Raw genomic sequence first — 16,781 nt, forward strand, 5'->3', positions numbered from 1 at the left:
CTCGAGTAGCTAGTTAGACAAGCTAGCGATTTACCCACCCCGCACCGACAAGGAGGACAGCGATGCTCGCCGCCGCGGACCTCGTCGACCACCTCCTCGGTGCGACCCTCGCCGACCGCTACCTCCTGCTCGAGCGCATCGGGGAGGGCGGCAGCGGAGTTGTCTACCGGGCCCGCGACCTGCGCCTGGCCCGTGCTGTCGCGGTCAAGGTGCACCGCTCGGCCGCGGGAACCCCGAACGAGCGCGCCCGCCGCGAGCGCGAGACGCGCCTCCTGATCGACTCGCGCCACCCGGCGATCGTCGAGGTGCTCGACCAGGGCGAGGTCGGCGAGTCGTCCTTCCTCGTGCTGGAGTACTTCGACCCGGCCGACCCCGCAGCCCAGTGGTTCGTCTCGGCCGACGAGCGCGTCGTCGCCGAGGTCGGCGCGCAGGTCGCCGACGCGCTGGCCCACCTGCACGAGCAGGGCGTGATCCACCGCGACGTGAAGCCCGACAACGTGCTCGTGCGCTCCCGTCCGATCCCCTCGGCGACGGCCCTCCGCGAGGCGAAGCTGAGCGACTTCGGCATCGCCCGGTCGCTCGACGACGCGCGGCTGACCCGCTCCGATCTCCTGGTGGGCACCGCGGCGTACCTCAGCCCCGAGAGCCTGGGGTCCGGAGCCGTCGGCCCCGCCTCCGACGTCTACTCGCTCGGCCTGGTGCTGCTCGAAGCACTGTCGGGCTCCCGTGCCTACAGCGGCACGACCCTCGAGATCTCTCTCCAGCGGATGCACCACTCCCCGGTTATCCCCGCGTCGGTGCCCGAGCGCTGGCGCTCACTCCTCGCGGCGATGACTGCTCTCGACCCCGCCGACCGCCCCGCCGCGCGCGAGGTGGCCCGTCGGCTCTGGGCCCAGGTGCACGGGCGGCCGGCCATAGAGGAGGCGCCCGTGCGGACCGGTCCGCACGCCGCCGTCGCCAGCGCGCTGGCGCTCATCGCCGCGGCGGTCTCGACGATCGCGCTGATCGGCCGTCCCGCCTGAGAGATCTCGCAGGAGGCGTCGAGCCGGGCTGACTACTCTCTCGAGCGTCCCTCGACCGACCCCGACCGTCCGCTGCCGCGGACCTCGAACGGAGCCGATCCCATGAGCCCGCGCCGCCTCTTCAGGATTCTGTCGATGGTCGAGGCGGTGACGTGGACCCTCCTGATCGCGGGAATGCTGCTGAAGTACGTGGCCGACGTCGGCGACTGGCCGGTGAGCGTGGCGGGGCCGATCCACGGTTTCGCGTTCTTGGCGTACGGAGCCGCTGCCCTCGTGCTCGCGGTGAACCAGCGCTGGTCGGCGGGTGCGACCCTCCTCGCAGTGGCGAGTGCCGTCGTCCCCTACGCGACGGTGCCGCTCGAGCGCGGCTTCGAGCGTCGCGGGCTCCTCGAGGGCCCGTGGCGGCGCGAGGCGGGCTCCGACCCGCGCGACCGGGGGATCCTCAGCCGGGTGCTCCGCTGGGCGCTGGGCCGGCCGGTGCTCGCGGGGGTGCTGGTGCTGGCCGCGGTGGCCGCGGTGTTCGCGGCGCTGCTGGTCGTCGGTCCTCCCGGGGGCGGCGAGGCATGAGCTGGACGGGGACGCGTCTCGATCCTCGCTGATCGAGCAGCCCGCTCAGCGGGCGTATCCAGCGGCGAAGCCGCGATGCGTCTCATTCGAGCGGGGAGGGAGAAGTCGGCGCCCGTCTCCCTTCATGCTGGTCGAGTAGCCCCGCAGGGACGTACCGAGACCCGCCAGCGTCAACAGATCAGCATTCTGACCTGGACTTCTGACGCTGTTGGTTCTCGATACGCCGCCTCCGGCGGCTGCTCGACCAGCATGCCGGTGACGAGCACAGGATCTTCCTCGCCAGTGCTCCGCTACGCCGTCTCGACGTCGATCAGGATCCCGGCGGCCCGGCGCGCGTGCAGCGCCGACTCGGGGGTGCCGGCGATCGCGGCGGTCGTCTGCGCGCCCTCGGCGAGGATCGCGAGCTGCGCCGCGAGCTCGGCGCCGCCGCCCGCCTCCTCGGCGAGCGTGGCGAGGAACTGCTGGAACGACTCCTTGTGATCGCGGGCGAGGCGGGCGACCGCGGGGTTCGAGGAGCCGAGCTCACCGAAGGCGTTGATGAAGCCGCAGCCCCGGAAGGAGTCCTCGGAGAACCAGTCGAAGAGGAAGTCGTAGATGGCGAGGAGCTTCTCGCGAGCGCCCGACTCGGAGTCGACGCGCGCCGTGACTCCGCGGGTCCACTGCTCGTGGCGGCCCTCGAGCACGGCGACGACGACCGCCTCCTTGCTCGGGAACTCCGAGTAGAGGCGCTTGAGCGAGACGCCCGCGGCCGTGCGCAGCTCGTCCATGCCGACCGACTGGATGCCGCGCTCGTAGTAGAGCCGATCGGCGGCGGCGAGGATCGCCTCGCGCGGGGCGAGCTCGAGGGTGGAGGACATCCCCCCATGGTAGGCGCTCAGGGAACGGGCGTTCTCGGTCGGGCTCGGGGGAGGGGCTGCCGTGTCGGACGTCGCTGCTAGCGTCGGCCGCATCAGCGAGAGGTGGAGCGCATGGTCATGGCGATGCAGGCGGACGACTTCGGAGGACCCTCGGCCCTCCGTCCGGTCGAGATCGACCCGGGAGAGCCGGGCCCCGGCCGGGTGCGGCTGCGGGTCCGCGCGGCCGGTGTGAACCCCTCCGATGCGAAGATGCTGGCGGGTGTCTTCGGGGGACGCACGCCCGTGCGGCTCGGCGGCGAGGTCTCGGGAGTGGTCACGGCCGTGGGGCCGGAGGCGGTCGGTCCGCTGGGTGCGGTGGCCGTGGGCGACGAGGTCGTCGGCTTCCGGGTCTCGGGCGGCTTCGCAGAGGAGATCGTCGTGCCCGCGGGCTCCGTGCTGCCCAAGCCGGCGGGGCTCGGCTGGGAGGCGGCGGCGGGCCTCCTGCTCACCGGGACGACCGCGGTGCACCTGCTCGAGGCCACCCGTGTCGCGGAGGGGGACACGGTGCTGGTGCACGGCGCGAGCGGAGCCGTCGGGTCGCTGCTCGTGCAGCTGGCGCGCGCCCGCGGTGCCCGGGTCGTCGGGACGGCGGGGGAGCGGGGCGAGGCGGTCGTCCGCCGCTTCGGCGGCGAGCCGGTCCGCTACGGGCCGGGGCTCGAGGAGCGGGTCCGCGCGCTCGCGCCGAGCGGCATCGACGTCGCCCTCGACGCGGCCGGCACCGACGAGGCACTCGACGTGTCGGTGGCGGTCGTCGCCGACCGCTCGCGCATCGCCACGGTCGCGGGCTTCGAGCACGCGGCTCGGCTCGGCGGCATCCTCCTGCTCGGCGGCGGCGACGGAGCCGACCCCGGCACCGAGATCCGGATGGCGGCTCGCGCGCCGCTGCTCGACAGCGCCGGCCGCGGCGAGCTCGAGGTGGTCCTCGGCCGATCGTTCCCGCTGCGCGAGGCGGCGGAGGCGCTCGAGTTCGTCGCCTCCGGTCGCGCGGGCGGCAAGGTGGTGCTTCTCCCCTGACTTCCCCCACCGCGACCGTGCTCGACCTGGAGGCGAACGGCCCGTTCGACCGCGTCGGGGCGGCGAGCCTCCTCCGCGCGCACTCCCTGCCGGGCGTCGACCGGATCGCCGCTGACGGTGGGCGGCTCGAGCGCCTCCTGATGGTCCATGGGGCGCCGCAGCCGATCGCGCTCGAGCTCACCGACACGGGAGTCCGCGTCGAGGCCGCCGCCGAGGTCGCGCCCGCCGTCGTCCGGCTCGTGCGTGCCTGGTTCGACCTCGACTCCGACATCGTCTCGATCGGCCGGGCGCTGTCCCGCGACCCGGTCCTCGCCCCGATGATCGCCGCGCGACCCGGGCTCCGCGCGACGCGGTACCCCGCGGCGTTCGAGGCCGCCGTGATGGCCGTGCTCGGTCAGCAGGTGTCCGTCGCCGCCGCCCGCACCTTCGGCGCTCGGGCGGTCGCGGCCTTCGGCGACGCGGGGGTCGGCGGGCTCGGAGCCTTCCCGAGCCCCGAGGCCCTCCTCGCGCCCGATCCCGAGGCGCTGCGCTCGGCGATCGGAGTCACGCGGGCTCGCGCGGCCACGGTGCGGGCGGTGGCCGAGGCCTTCGCGAGCGGTCTCGACCTCGACCCCGGCGGCGACCCTGTCGAGCAGCGCCGCCTCCTGCTCGCCATCCCCGGGATCGGGCCGTGGACGGCCGACTACCTGCGGCTGCGCCTCCTGGGCGATCCCGACGCGTTCCCGGCCGGCGACCTCGTCCTCCGCCGCGCGCTCGGCGGCATCGGCACCGCGGCGGCCGAGGCGGCCTCGCAGCCGTGGCGCCCGCACCGGGCGCACGCCGCCTTCTGGCTCTGGGCGTCGACCGGAGTGGTCTAGCTGAGGTACTCGACGTCGTCGTACACCAGAGGCGAGTCGTCCGCGTCCGGGTCCTCCACGGGGACCTCCTCGTGCTCGAGGATCACCGCGACGCCCGGGGACACCAGCACGCACACCTCGTGTCCGCCGGCGATCATGAAGTTCACCATGTCGCCGTGCGCGCGCACCGCCTCGATCAGGCGCTTCTCGAGCGCCTCCGCGTCGGCGTCGACAGCCAGGAGGAAGCGGCGCCCGTCGACGCTCAGGACGGTGCGCCGGGTGGTCTCCTGGGGAGCGTCGCCGACGCCCGATCCCGAGGTGACCGCCTTCACGCGCAGCGAGGACGTGCGCATCCGGATGACGGCGTTCATCAGGTGCCCGGCCGGGACTCGTGATGGCGGCGACCGCTCGTGCGGCGGTCCTCCTTCATCTCCGACTCGAAGACGTGCCGTCGGCCCTCGGCCAGGCTGTCCCGAGCGGCCTTCTCGTGCTCGCGGAAGGAGCGGTAGTAGTTGTCGTCGTAGTCCTCGACGATCTGGAACGTCCAGCGTCCCTCGATGACGTTGCGTCCGACGAGGTCGGCCTCGAGGGAGTCGGCGATCTCGTCGTGCCCGGCGTCCCGGAAGGCCTGCACCGCGTCGCCGAGCGCGAGGTCGGCGGATCCGGTCAGCCGGTGGAATCCGTAGAGGAGGCCTCGAGCGTGCTCGACGGTCTCGAGCGCCTCCGACAGCTTCCCGAGCGCCGCCACCGTGGCGCTGTCGAGACCGTCCGGACGCAGGTGCGCGGAATCGGGTCTGTCCGGTGAGCGAGTCATCTTCGTGAGCTTAGGCCGACCTCACTTCCAGGGAACCCCCTTGCGCCGACGCCGCCGAGGGGTGGCGGCTCGCGTCGGTGCGTCCTCAGGAGGGGGTGGTCGGGCGCGGAGGGAGGCGGACGAGTCGCACCTCGTGCAGGGCGCCTCCGTCGGCCGTCGCCGTCAGGAAGGTGCAGGCGGGCTGACGACGGCGGTCCGTCGGCGAGCCCGGATTGAGCAGTCTCATGCCGCGCGGCGAGACCGTGTCCCAGGGGATGTGGCTGTGCCCGAAGACCAGCAGATCGGTGTCGGGATGCGCCGCGTCGGCCCGCGCCTCCCGACCGGCCGCGGCTCCGGTCTCGTGGACGACTCCGATGCGCAGGCCGCCGATCACGGCGTGCGCCACCTCCGGCAGCCGAGCCCTGAGGCCCGCGGGATCGTTGTTGCCCCACACCGCGAGCAGGTGCCGCGACCGCGCCTCGAGCAAATCGAGGGTGGCCTCGTCGACCCAGTCGCCCGCGTGCACGACGAGGTCCGCCGCGTCGACGGCACGCCAGACCTCCTCGGGGAGCGCCTTCGCCCGCTTCGGCAGATGGGTGTCGGCGAGCAGCAGCAGTCTCACCGGGCCGGCCAGCTCGAGCGGCACTAGTGCGCGGGGCCGGGCGTCGGCTCCACGCCGCCGTCGGCACCGGGCTCCTCGGCGGTCGCCGAGTCGCCCAGCCGGGCGTCGAGCGCGTCGAGCGCGGGCACGAACCAGAGGTGGTCGCCCCGGTTCGACTCGACGACGAAGTCGTGCAGCGCGCTCGAGGTCGACACCTGCTCGGTGATGTCGCCGAGGATCACGAGGCGCTTGCGGTAGTTGACGAGCTTCTGCACGAACTCGCCGGCGATGCCGGAGCGGAGCCGGAAGAACTCGGGGTCGAGGCGTCCGACGGGCACGACGATCGTCTCGACGTCGCCGCCGTAGGTCTCGGCCACGAGGGCGAGCGCGTCCTCGGAGGTGGACAGTGCGGCGCCCTCCTCGTCGACGAGGAGGAGGGGGACGCCCTGGCGGGTCTCGGTTCGCATCTCCTCAGCCAACCACGTCACTCCGGGAGCCGCTCAGCCGCCCGCGCGGAACGAGCGCAGGCGGAGGCTGTTCAGCACGACGAACACGCTCGAGAACGCCATCGCGGCGCCGGCCACCAGCGGGCCGAGCAGCCCCGCCATCGCGAGGGGGATCGCCGCGACGTTGTAGGCGAAGGCCCAGAAGAGGTTGCCGCGGATGACGCCGAGCGTCCGGCGGCCGAGCCTCAGCGCGTCGGGCACTCGCGAGAGTTCGTCGCCGACCAGCGTGATGTCGCTCGCCTCGATGGCGGCGTCCGAGCCGGCGCCCATCGCGATGCCCACGTCGGCCGCGGCGAGCGCCGCCGCGTCGTTCACGCCGTCGCCGACGAAGGCGACGCTGCGTCCCTCCGCCCGCAGGCCCTCGATCACGGCGAGCTTGCCCTCGGGCAGCACCTCGGCGATGACCTCGTCGATGCCGACGGCCGACGCGACGGAGGCAGCCGCACGGGAGTCGTCGCCGGTGAGCACGAGCACGCGGAGTCCTCGCCGGCGCAGCGCCGTCACGGTCGTCGAGGCGTCGGGGCGGGGCTGGTCGCGCAGCACCGCGATGCCGCGCAGCTCGCCCTCCCAGCCGACTCCGACCACGGTGCCGCCCGACTCGAACGCTCGGTCGGCCTCGGCCGAGAGGGGCCCGGAGGCGTAGCCCCACTGCTCCTCGAGCCAGCGCAGCCGACCGGCGACGACCAGACGCCCGCCCACCTTCGCGCGCACGCCGAACCCGGTGCTCGACCGGAAGCCGGTCGCCTCGGGGACGTCGAGCCCCCTGGCTTCTGCGCCGCGGACGATCGCGGCGGCGAGCGGATGCTCCGAGCCGCGTTCGACGGCGGCCAGCATGAGCAGCGCCTCGTCGTCGACGCCCGGGTCGAGCTCGAAGGCGCCGGTCGTGAGGGTGCCGGTCTTGTCGAAGACGACGGTGTCGACGCGGCGGCTGCTCTCGAGCACCTCGGGACCGCGGATCAGGATGCCCAGCTGCGATCCGCGACCGGTCCCGACCAGCACCGCAGTCGGAGTCGCGAGCCCGAGCGCGCACGGGCACGCCACCACGAGGACGGCGACGGCGGGCGAGACGGCGGCGGCGAGATCGGCGCCCGAGAGGAGCCACCCCGCCAGGGTCCCGAGAGCGAGCACGACGACGACCGGTACGAAGACGGAGGAGACCCGGTCGGCCAGCCGCTGCACGCGGGCCTTGCCGGCCTGCGCCTGCGAGACCAGGCGGCCCATCCGCGCAAGCGTGGTCTCGGAGCCGATCCGCTCGACCCGGACGGTCAGCACGCCGTGCGCGTTGAGCACACCGCCCGTGACGGAGGAGCCCGGACCCACCTCGACCGGCACGCTCTCGCCGGTGAGGAGGCTCGCGTCGACGGCGCTCGCTCCCTCGAGCACGGTGCCGTCGGCGGCCACGACCTCGCCGGGACGCACGCGGAGCAGGTCGCCGACGGCGAGGTAGGCGGCGGGCACCCGCTCCTCGACGCCGTCGGCCGTGAGGCGGGCGGCGTCCTTCGCGCCGAGGCGGAGCAGTGCCCGCAGCGCAGCACCGGCGTCGCGCTTGGAGCGGGCCTCGAGGTAGCGGCCGGCGAGCACGAGGACGGGCACCGCGGCCGCGACCTCGAGGTAGATCTCGTCGTGACCCGAGCGGGAGCCGAGCAGCTCGAACGGCATGCTCATGCCCGTCCGGCCCGCATCGCCGAGGAACAGGGCGTACAGCGACCAGAGGAAGGCGGCGGCGACCCCGAGGCTGATCAGGGTGTCCATGGTGGTCGACCCGTGGCGGGCGGCCCGCCAGGCGTTCCGGTGGAACGGCCGGGCCCCCCAGACCGCGACCGGCGCGGCGAGGGTGAGGCAGAGCCACTGCCAGTTCGCGAACTGCAGCGGGGGGATCATCGAGAGCACGACGACCGGAGCGGCCAGCAGGGCCGAGACCAGGAGTCGCGTGCGGAGGGTGCGGCGCTCGTCGTCCTCGGGGTCGTCCCCGGCCTCGGCGCGGGGAGCGCTCGCGGACGGCACCGTCGCCGTGTACCCCGCGGCCTCGACCGCGGCGATCGCGTCGGCCGGAGTGGTTCCGTCGGGCAGCGTCAGCGTCGCGCGCTCGAGGGCCAGGTTGACGCTCGCCGTCACTCCGGGGAGCGCGTCGAGCCTCCGCTCGACCCTCGCGACGCAGGAGGCGCAGGTCATGCCCCCGATGTCGAGCTCGAGGGTCGTGTCGGCCATCAGGCCAGGGGAGCGAGCCGGTAGCCGGCGTCGGCGATCGCGCCTGCGATCTCCTCGCGGCCGAGCGGGCGGGACGAGCCGACGGTCACCCGCGAGACGCCGTCGGGGGCGAGTGAGACGTCGACGCTGTCGACCTCGGGGTAGGCGGCGAGCTCCTCCGTGACGCTGCGGACGCAGTGCTCGCAGGTCATGCCCGCGACGCCGAAGCTGACGGAGGAGGGGCTCTGCGCGGTGCTGCCGTCGTGGGCCGCGTGAGCCGAGGATCCGTGGCCGCCGCAGGCGCAGGCGCCGCCCGAGCCGCAGCCGTCGGCGGCGGTGTCCTTGGCGGCGGTGTCCTTGGCGGTGAGGCCGAGATCGAGGCGCGCGATGCCCATGTGCTTCTCCTTGCCTGGGTTCGGGGGTGGTGGTGGATACCCCCGGGGGGTACCTCCATCCTAGGTCGGGGCGGCGCTCCCGGCAAGGCGGGAGGCGGAGGGGCGAGAATCAGGAGCAGGCACGCCATCGCCCATCGCCCATCGACAGGAGCCGGGACATGACCGCAGCCCCGCCGCCGCACTGGGGAGTCCCGTCGGCGCCCACAGGTCCGCGGGTCCCGATCCCTCCGCGCGCGCGCTTCGAGCCGACCGCGCTCCTGACCTCGGCCGCGCAGGCGCGACGGCTGCGCGCCGCGGTCGGGTCGAAGCTGAGCCAGGCGAGCCCCGAGCGGCAGCGTCGCCTGGCCGAGCTCGCCGAGATCGGCGAGGGCTTCGTGGTGCTCCGCGCCCTCGAGCTCGACCGCGCCCTCCAGCGCATCACCGCGCCCGCCGCCTCCGCCACGAGCCGGGGAGCCGTGGTCGTCACCCTCGGCGCAGGTGGGCCGGCGCTCGCCGCCGAGCGCGCCGACTCCCTCGCCATCGCGGAGTGGAGCGACGTCGCGGGAGTCGAGGTCGGCACGGTCGCCCACGGCGCGCACCGCGTCCGCGCCGCCGTGCTGTCGGTGCTGGCGCCGCCGGCGCCCGTCGGCGAGGGCTTCCGCGGTCTGGCGCGCGCCTCGCTCGTCGCGCGCCGCCGCCGGAGCGTGCTCGTCCCCTTCGTCGTCGCCTCCCCGGGCCGGTTCGGCTGGACCGTCGCCGACGACCGGACGTTCCTGTTCGCCCTCGACCGGCTCCGGCGAGCGCACGAGGAGGGCGCGCGGTGAGGGCGCGACTGCCCTTCGTGCTCGCTGCCGCCGCCGCGCTGGGGCTCGGGCTCGCCCTGCGCTTCCTGCTCACCGGGCTCCTCGCCGATGTCGCGGGCGGCGTCCTCTACGTCGTGCTCGTCGCGCTGCTGGTGTGCGTGCTGCTGCCGCGGGTCCCGGCCGTCACGGCGGCGGGCATCGCGCTCGCCTGGTCGATCGCGATGGAGCAGCTGCAGGCGATCGGAGCCGCGGCGCGCCTCGTCGAGCTGTGGTCGCCGCTGGCGCTCGTGGTCGGCAGCACCTTCTCGTGGCTCGACATCGCGGCGTACGTGCTCGGCGCGGTCGTGGCGGCGGCGGTGCTGTTCGCGGTGCGGCCGCGGGGCGTCGAGGAGGCGCCCGCGCCGCGCACGTAGGGTGGCCCCATGGATGAGGCACCCGGCCCAGCGGCCCGCGCCGACACGGCGGGCGCCGACACCGGCGGCGTGCCCACCCTCCGGCGCGACGTGCTCCGCCGTCCGCGCGACCGCCGGCGCGATCGCCGTGTGCCCGAGCCGGTCGACCGCTTCTCGACCGGGGAGGAGTTCCCCGAGTACCGGGTCGACCTCGAGCGCATCCGCTTCTCCCCCTACTTCGCCCGGCTCTCGGCGGTGACGCAGGTCATCTCGCCGAGCGGAGTCGGCCAGGTCGTGCACAACCGCCTCACCCACTCGATCAAGGTGACCGCCGTCGCCCGTGCGATCGCCATGCAGCTCACCACCACCGATCCCGCGCAGCGCGAGCTGGTCGAGCGGCTCGGAGGCTGCGACCCGGTGGTCGTGCAGGCCGCGGCCAGCGCGCACGACCTCGGTCACCCTCCGTTCGGCCACCTCGGCGAGCAGGCGCTCGACCGCCTCGCCCGCGAGAAGCTCGGGCTCGAGGAGGGCTTCGAGGGCAACGCGCAGTCGTTCCGCATCCTCTCCGAGCTCGACGTCTGCGAGACGGTGGAGGCTGGCCTCAACCTCACCGCCGCCTCCCGGGCCGCGGTGCTCAAGTACCCGTGGGGGCGCGTGGTCTGCCGCCCCGGCATCGACTCCACCGACCCGACCGAGCTGCCGCGGGGCTCGACCGCCAGCCGCTGGGAGACCGCTCCGCCCAAGTTCTCGGCCTACACGCTCGACCTCGACGACCTGCTCGACGCGCGCGCGGGCTTCGAGGCGATCGCTCCGTGGCAGCAGACGCTCGAGTGCTCGGTGATGGACGTCGCCGACGACATCGCCTACTCGCTGCACGACCTCGACGACTTCTACCGGGCGGGCGTGCTGCAGCAGGCTGCGGTCGCGGTGGAGTTCCGGGCGTTCCTCCGCGAGCAGAACGCGCTGGCCGCGCTCGACGCCGGTGAGCTGTGGGCGCGAGCGCCCGGGCACTCCCTCGAGATGCTGCGGCGGAGGCTGGTCGCCCGCGACCCGTGGATCGCCGGCGACGAGCTGTTCCGCGCCTCCGTCGAGCGCGTGTCGACCGAGCTGGTGGAGGGGCTGCTCGCCGTGCCGTTCGACGGCTCGACCCGCACCGAGCGGGCTATCGAGTCCTTCGTGTCCTCCTGGATCGGGCGGCTGCAGCGCTCCGTGCTGGTGCTCGCCGACCCGAACGTGCGCTCGGGGCACGTGTCGCTCCTCCCGGACGCGTGGCACGACGTGGCGGTGCTGAAGTTCGTGCACACCCGCTTCGTGATCGACCGCCCCGACTTCGCGACCTACCAGCGCGGGCAGTCGCAGGTGCTCGAGACACTCGTCACCCACCTCGACGACTGGCTGGCCGACCCGCGCGACAACGCCCGCGCCCCGCAGAAGCTGCTCGATCTGATCGAGCTGGCGACCGACGGCTACTTCCGCCTGCGCGCCGACCGGCCGGAGTGGCTTCCGGCGGGGGAGCGCGGCCGTCCGCGCGCCGACCCGCAGTCGCTCGAGCGCCTGGGCCGCGCCCGCGGCATCGTCGACTACGTCGCCACGCTCACCGACGAGCAGGCGATGGCGCTCGCCGCGCGCCTCCGCGGCGACCGCGAGCCGTGGGCGATGGGCACCTGACGGCTCGTCGCCGAACGTCCGATGCCGCCTCGGCGCACCTCCGGCTCGCGGAATCCGGTTCGGCTCGCAGGATCCGACGATTCCGACGAGCCGAACGTGTTTCCACGAGCCGAGGATCGCCTGCCGGGGCGCCGGCGCGGCAGGTGCTCCTCGGCCGGGGCTGCGGACTCCGGAGTCACCGGCGACTCCCGCGCCAGGACTCGCCGGTCGCGCACCAGGAGCTTCTCGAACAGGTCAGCGCGATCCACCGTCCGAGCCCCGGGCAGAGGGTGGTTGACACGGCGGAGGCGGTATGGCCGCCGCCCGGCATCCCCGCCAACTCGGGGGACAGCTGGTCGCCGGGTGCATTCTGCCGGCATCCAGCGCTCGTCCAGGAAGCAGTGGGTGAACGACAGCGTAAAATCGGTGCGGCACTTGCCAGGATCGACAACTCGACAGGGAGTTCCGTTGGACGGAAACGCAACGACCACGCACCGCAACGTCGCGTTGCTGTCCGTCGCGACCACGATGGCCCCGCGCGTGACCACGTCGGACGAGATCGATGCGCGACTCGCGCCCGCGCTCAAGCGCCTGCGCCTCCCCACCGGGCTCCTCCAGCGGGTCGCCGGCGTCTACGAGCGCCGCAACTGGGACTCCGAGCAGGACTTCGACGGCGCCGCGATCGAGGCGGGCCGGCGCGCGCTCGCCGAGGCGGGCATCCGACCCGACCAGATCGGGCTGATCATCAACACCTCGGTCACCCGCAAGCACCTCGAGCCGTCGGTCGCCGTGCGCCTGCACCACGGGCTGGGGCTGCCCTCCTCCGCCATCAACTTCGACATCGCCAACGCCTGCCTCGGCTTCGTCAACGGCATGACGCTCGCCGCTCAGCTGATCGACGCCGGCCAGATCAAGTACGCGATGATCATCGACGGCGAGGACGCCGACGAGATCCAGGTCAACACCATCGAGCGCCTCAAGCGCGAGGGCATGAGCCGCACCGACTTCATGAGCGAGTTCGCCAGCCTCACCCTCGGCTCCGGCGCGGCCGCGGCCATCCTCGGCCCGGCCGACGCGCATCCGCAGGGCCACCGCCTCCTCGGCGGCATCACCCGCGCGGCCACGCAGTTCAACGAGCTCTGCGTCGGCAGCGTCGACGGCATGTTCACCGACGCGAAGGCCCTGCTCAAGGGCGGGATGGAGCTCGTCGTCTCCGCCTGGAAGGAGGCGAAGCGCGACTGGAACTGGGGCAAGATGGACCGCTACATCACGCACCAGGTCTCCTCCGTGCACACCAACGGCCTCGTCAAGGCGGTCGGCCTCGACAAGACCCGCGTCCCCACGACCTTCGGCACCCTCGGCAACGTGGGGCCCGCGTCGATCCCGATCACGCTCGCCCAGGAGGCGCCGACCCTCAAGCAGGGCGACCGCGTGCTGCTGATGGGTGTCGGCTCCGGCATCAACACCGCGATGCTCGAGATCGCCTGGTGAACGCCGGCGCGCACCCGGCGTCGAGGATCCGCGCCGCACTCGGCCGGTCCGCCCCGGCGCAGGTGCCGCCCGCCGGGCTCGACGGGCTCGACCCCGAGTGGTCGCGCCTGGTCGACGCACCGGACGCCCACGGCGACAGCAGGCGCTGGCACCTCCTCGACACCGGGGACTCCCTCGGCACCGAGCCGGTCGGCACCATCCTCTGCGTGCACGGCAACCCGACCTGGTCGTACCTCTGGCGCCGCCTCGCCGCCGCCTCCCTCGAGGCCGCCCGCCGCGGCGAGCCCGCGTGGCGCGTCGTCGCCGTCGACCAGCTCGAGATGGGCTTCTCGGAGCGCACCGGGGCCCTGCACACCCTCGCCGACCGCGTCCGCGAGCTCTCGAACCTCACCGACGTCCTCGGCCTGACCGACGTGGTGACGCTCGGTCACGACTGGGGCGGAGTCGTATCGCTCGGCTGGGCCGTCGACCACCCCGCCGAGCTGCGGGGCGCGATGCTGCTCAACACGGCCGTGCACCAGCCCGTCGGCTCGCCGATCCCGGCGCCGCTCCGGCTCGCCCTCGCGTCCGGGGTGCTCGGCGCCTCGACGGTCGGCACCCCGGCGTTCCTCGAGACGACCCTCGCGCTCGGCCACCCGGCGCTCCCCGCCCCGGTGAAGGACGGCTACCGCGCGCCCTACGAGGGCGCCGCCCGCCGCGGCGGCATCGGCGGCTTCGTCGCCGACATCCCCGTCGACTCCGCGCACCCGAGCCACCACGAGCTCGTCCGCATCGCCGAGGGCGTCCGCGAGCTCGGCGTCCCCGCGCTGATGCTGTGGGGTCCGCTCGATCCGATCTTCTCGGACCGCTACCTCGACGACCTCGTCGATCGCCTCCCGCACGCGCAGGTGCACCGCTTCGAGGGGGCGGGCCACCTCCTCGCGGAGGACGTCGACTACGCCTCCGCCGTGCTCACCTGGCTGGGCGACGCGACCTCCGAGCGCGGTGCTGCTCCCGATGTCGCGCGACCGACCGCGCCGGTCGAGTCGCTCTGGCGGCACCTCGACACGCACGCCGACGACGACGGCGTCGCCCTCGTCGAGATGGCGCCCCCCGGAGGCGGCGGCCCGCGCACCGTGTCGTGGCGGCTGCTCTCGCAGCGGGTCCGCGAGCTCGCCGCGGGCCTGCGCGCCTCGGGCGTGCAGCGGGGCGACCGCGTCTCGCTGCTGGTGCCCCCGGGCGCCGACCTCACCGCCCTGCTCTACGCCTGCCTGCGCATCGGAGCGATCGTGGTCGTGGCCGACGCGGGCCTCGGCCTCCGCGGCCTGACCCGCGCCGTCCGCGGCACCTGGCCCGACCTCGTGGTCGGCGCCCTGCCGGGGCTGACCGTCGCCCGCGCCCTCGGCTGGCCCGGCGGCCGCATCTCGACGCAGACGCTGCCGCGCGCCTCCGCGAAGGCCCTCGGCGTCGACACGTCCCTCGGCCAGCTGATCGAGCTGGGCCGCGCCGAGCTCGCCGCGAACGCCTGGGCGCTCGGCGAGCCCCCGGCGCCCGATGCGGTCGCGGCGATCCTCTTCACGTCGGGGTCGACCGGCCCCGCCAAGGGAGTCGTCTACACGCACCGCCAGCTGGCAGGAGTGCGCGACACCCTGGCCCGCCAGTACGGCGTCGGCGAGGGGACCGGCCTGGTCGCCGGATTCGCGCCGTTCGCGCTGCTCGGTCCCGCCCTCGGGGCGCGCTCGGTGACCCCCGACATGAACGTCACCGCGCCGCGCACCCTCACCGCTCGCGCCGTCGCCGCGGCCGCCGCGCAGGTGGAGGCGACCGTCCTCTTCCTCTCGCCGGCCGCGCTCGCGAACGTGGTCGCCACCTCCGCCGCCCTCGACGCCGACGACCACCGCGCGCTCGGAGGCGTCCGCACCTTCCTCTCCGCGGGCGCCCCGGTGCCCGAGGCCCTGCTCGCCGAGGCGCAGGCGCTGATGCCGAACGCGTCGGCGCACACGCCCTACGGCATGACCGAGGCGCTGCTGCTGACCGACGCCTCGCTCGAGGGCATCCGCGAGGCCGCCCTCGACGACGACCCGCGCGGAGGCGTCTGCGTCGGCACCCCGGCGGAGGGCGTCCGCCTGCGCCTCGCGCCGCTGGACGAGGCGGGGATCCCCGCCGCCGAGCCCGTCGAGGTCATCGGAGTGACGGGCGAGATCGTCGTCTCGGCCGGACACGTCGAGGACCACTACGAGCGGCTCTGGCTCACCGACCGCGCCGCCCGCGTCGGCGCCGCACCGGGGGAGCGCTGGCACCGCACGGGCGATGTCGGCCGCGTCGACTCCGCGGGCCGGCTGTGGGTCGAGGGTCGTCTGCCGCACGTGATCGTGACTCCGGAGGGGGTCGTCACGCCGGTCGGCCCCGAGCAGCGGGTCGAGGCACGCGTCGCCTCCGTCGCCCGCGCCGCGATCGTCGGCGTGGGGCCCCGCGGAGTGTCGCAGCTCGTCGCGGTCGTCGAGACGCGCGGTGGTGTCCACAGGACCCAGCTGGCGCCGGACAAGCTCGCCACCGAGATCCGCGCCGCCGTCGGAGCCGCGGTCGCAGCGGTGCTCGTCGTTCCTGCGCTGCCGACCGACATCCGGCACAACTCCAAGATCGACCGGGCCGCGCTCTCGCGCTGGGCCGAGGGGATCCTCGCCGGCGGACGGATGGTCGCGCCGTGAAGGTCCTGGTCACCGGCGCGAGCGGCCTGCTCGGCGGAGCCGTCGCCGCGGGCCTCGTCGCCCAGGGGCACGAGGTGCGCACCTTCCAGCGCCGCGCCTCGGGAGTGGCCGGCGCGACCGACGCCCGCGGCTCGCTGACCGACCCGCGCGCGGTGGAGGAGGCGGTCGCCGGCTCCGACGCGGTGGTGCACCTCGCCGCCAAGGTCTCGCTCGCGGGCGACCCGGGCGACTTCGACCGGGTGAACGTCGACGGCTCCCGTCGCCTGCTGGCGGCCGCCGCCCGCGCGGGCGTCCGGCGCTTCGTGCAGGTCTCGTCCCCCTCGGTCGCGCACGCCGGCTCCTCGATCGCGGGCGCCGATGCCGAGCCGGCCGACCCCGAGCGCGCTCGCGGCGACTACGCCCGCACGAAGGCGCGGGCCGAGCTGCTCGCGCTCGCCGCCGACGCCCCCGGGTTCGCGGTGGTCGCGGTCCGGCCGCACCTGGTCTGGGGCCCCGGAGACACGCAGCTCGTCGCTCGGATCGTCGAGCGGGCGCGCGCCGGTCGCCTCCCGCTGCTCGGCGACGGCCAGGGGCTGATCGACTCGACCTACCTCGACAACGCGGCATCGGCGATCGTCGCCGCCCTCGACCGCGCCGAGGACGTGCACGGGCAGGCCTACGTCGTGACCAACGGCGAGCCGCGGCCGGTGGCCGAGCTGCTCGCCGGGATCTGCCGCGCGGCGGGCGTGGAGCCGCCGAGCTGGTCGGTGCCCGCCTCCGTCGCCCGTACCGCCGGCTCGCTCATCGAGCGCGTCTGGGCGGTGCGCCCGGGAGAGGACGAGCCGCCGATGACGCGCTTCCTCGCCGAGCAGCTCTCGACGGCCCACTGGTTCGACCAGCGCCGCACCCGCGCCGACCTGCAGTGGCGCCCCTCGGTGACGCTCGACGAGGGCCTCGCGCGGCTCGCCGCCTCCTACGGCCGCTGA

At 74.6% G+C, this 16,781-nt stretch carries 17 protein-coding genes; 10 read left to right on the forward strand and 7 right to left on the reverse strand.

The features are described from left to right. Positions 1-62 precede the first annotated feature (62 nt). Positions 63-1,022: a serine/threonine-protein kinase gene (locus GRS96_RS06750; RefSeq protein WP_159988092.1), complete on the forward strand. Its 960-nt coding sequence runs from the start codon at positions 63-65 to the stop codon at positions 1,020-1,022. 102 nt (positions 1,023-1,124) lie between these two features. Continuing rightward, positions 1,125-1,589: a DUF3817 domain-containing protein gene (locus tag GRS96_RS06755; protein ID WP_159988093.1), complete on the forward strand. Its 465-nt coding sequence runs from the start codon at positions 1,125-1,127 to the stop codon at positions 1,587-1,589. A gap of 290 nt (positions 1,590-1,879) precedes the next feature. Here GRS96_RS06755 and GRS96_RS06760 read toward each other — a convergent pair whose 3' ends face one another. Then, on the reverse strand, positions 1,880-2,446 hold the full coding sequence (locus tag GRS96_RS06760) for a TetR/AcrR family transcriptional regulator (RefSeq protein ID WP_159854532.1): 567 nt from the start codon (positions 2,444-2,446) through the stop codon (positions 1,880-1,882). A gap of 117 nt (positions 2,447-2,563) precedes the next feature. Here GRS96_RS06760 and GRS96_RS06765 point away from each other — a divergent pair, with 117 nt between their 5' ends. Next, entirely contained in the window at positions 2,564-3,499 is a 936-nt protein-coding gene (locus GRS96_RS06765) for a quinone oxidoreductase family protein (RefSeq protein WP_236553572.1), read from the forward strand. A gap of 17 nt (positions 3,500-3,516) precedes the next feature. Beyond that, on the forward strand, positions 3,517-4,356 hold the full coding sequence (locus tag GRS96_RS06770; protein WP_204162051.1) for a DNA-3-methyladenine glycosylase family protein: 840 nt from the start codon (positions 3,517-3,519) through the stop codon (positions 4,354-4,356). Here GRS96_RS06770 and GRS96_RS06775 read toward each other — a convergent pair. From GRS96_RS06775 to GRS96_RS06800, 6 genes are all read right to left on the reverse strand, one after another. Continuing rightward, positions 4,353-4,706 (reverse strand): hypothetical protein, encoded by a 354-nt coding sequence (locus GRS96_RS06775; protein WP_159854528.1) that lies wholly within the window; start codon positions 4,704-4,706, stop codon positions 4,353-4,355. The genes GRS96_RS06770 and GRS96_RS06775 overlap by 4 nt on opposite strands. Beyond that, entirely contained in the window at positions 4,706-5,149 is a 444-nt protein-coding gene (locus tag GRS96_RS06780; protein ID WP_159854526.1) for a hypothetical protein, read from the reverse strand. The genes GRS96_RS06775 and GRS96_RS06780 overlap by 1 nt, the downstream gene beginning before the upstream one ends. An 85-nt stretch (positions 5,150-5,234) precedes the next feature. Further along, positions 5,235-5,750 carry a metallophosphoesterase family protein gene (locus tag GRS96_RS06785; protein WP_159854524.1) on the reverse strand — a complete coding sequence of 172 codons (516 nt, stop codon included), beginning with the start codon at positions 5,748-5,750 and terminating at the stop codon, positions 5,235-5,237. 23 nt (positions 5,751-5,773) lie between these two features. Beyond that, positions 5,774-6,196 (reverse strand): DUF4180 domain-containing protein, encoded by a 423-nt coding sequence (locus GRS96_RS06790; protein ID WP_159988094.1) that lies wholly within the window; start codon positions 6,194-6,196, stop codon positions 5,774-5,776. A gap of 33 nt (positions 6,197-6,229) precedes the next feature. Further along, positions 6,230-8,443: a heavy metal translocating P-type ATPase gene (locus tag GRS96_RS06795; RefSeq protein ID WP_159988095.1), complete on the reverse strand. Its 2,214-nt coding sequence runs from the start codon at positions 8,441-8,443 to the stop codon at positions 6,230-6,232. Next, on the reverse strand, positions 8,443-8,817 hold the full coding sequence (locus GRS96_RS06800; RefSeq protein WP_159854518.1) for a heavy-metal-associated domain-containing protein: 375 nt from the start codon (positions 8,815-8,817) through the stop codon (positions 8,443-8,445). Before GRS96_RS06800 ends, GRS96_RS06795 begins: the two co-directional genes overlap by 1 nt. A 158-nt stretch (positions 8,818-8,975) precedes the next feature. Here GRS96_RS06800 and GRS96_RS06805 point away from each other — a divergent pair, with 158 nt between their 5' ends. The 6 genes from GRS96_RS06805 to GRS96_RS06830 all read left to right on the forward strand — a co-directional run bounded on the left by GRS96_RS06805 (position 8,976) and on the right by GRS96_RS06830 (position 16,781). After that, positions 8,976-9,620: a hypothetical protein gene (locus GRS96_RS06805; RefSeq protein WP_159988096.1), complete on the forward strand. Its 645-nt coding sequence runs from the start codon at positions 8,976-8,978 to the stop codon at positions 9,618-9,620. Continuing rightward, positions 9,617-10,012, forward strand: a complete 396-nt coding sequence (locus tag GRS96_RS06810; RefSeq protein ID WP_159854514.1) for a DUF2809 domain-containing protein — start codon at positions 9,617-9,619, stop codon at positions 10,010-10,012. Before GRS96_RS06805 ends, GRS96_RS06810 begins: the two co-directional genes overlap by 4 nt. A gap of 9 nt (positions 10,013-10,021) precedes the next feature. Beyond that, complete coding sequence (locus GRS96_RS06815; RefSeq protein WP_159854512.1) at positions 10,022-11,659, forward strand: deoxyguanosinetriphosphate triphosphohydrolase family protein; 1,638 nt, start codon at positions 10,022-10,024, stop codon at positions 11,657-11,659. A gap of 447 nt (positions 11,660-12,106) precedes the next feature. After that, a complete protein-coding gene (locus GRS96_RS06820; RefSeq protein WP_235021854.1) occupies positions 12,107-13,129 on the forward strand; it encodes a 3-oxoacyl-ACP synthase III in 1,023 nt (340 codons plus the stop codon). After that, the gene (locus tag GRS96_RS06825; protein ID WP_236553573.1) at positions 13,126-15,816 is read left to right on the forward strand and encodes an alpha/beta fold hydrolase; all 2,691 of its coding nucleotides are present in this window, start codon (positions 13,126-13,128) and stop codon (positions 15,814-15,816) included. Before GRS96_RS06820 ends, GRS96_RS06825 begins: the two co-directional genes overlap by 4 nt. After that, complete coding sequence (locus GRS96_RS06830) at positions 15,813-16,781, forward strand: NAD-dependent epimerase/dehydratase family protein (protein ID WP_159988098.1); 969 nt, start codon at positions 15,813-15,815, stop codon at positions 16,779-16,781. Before GRS96_RS06825 ends, GRS96_RS06830 begins: the two co-directional genes overlap by 4 nt.

The sequence above is a fragment of the Rathayibacter sp. VKM Ac-2803 genome (assembly GCF_009807175.1).
GTDB lineage: Bacteria > Actinomycetota > Actinomycetes > Actinomycetales > Microbacteriaceae > Rathayibacter.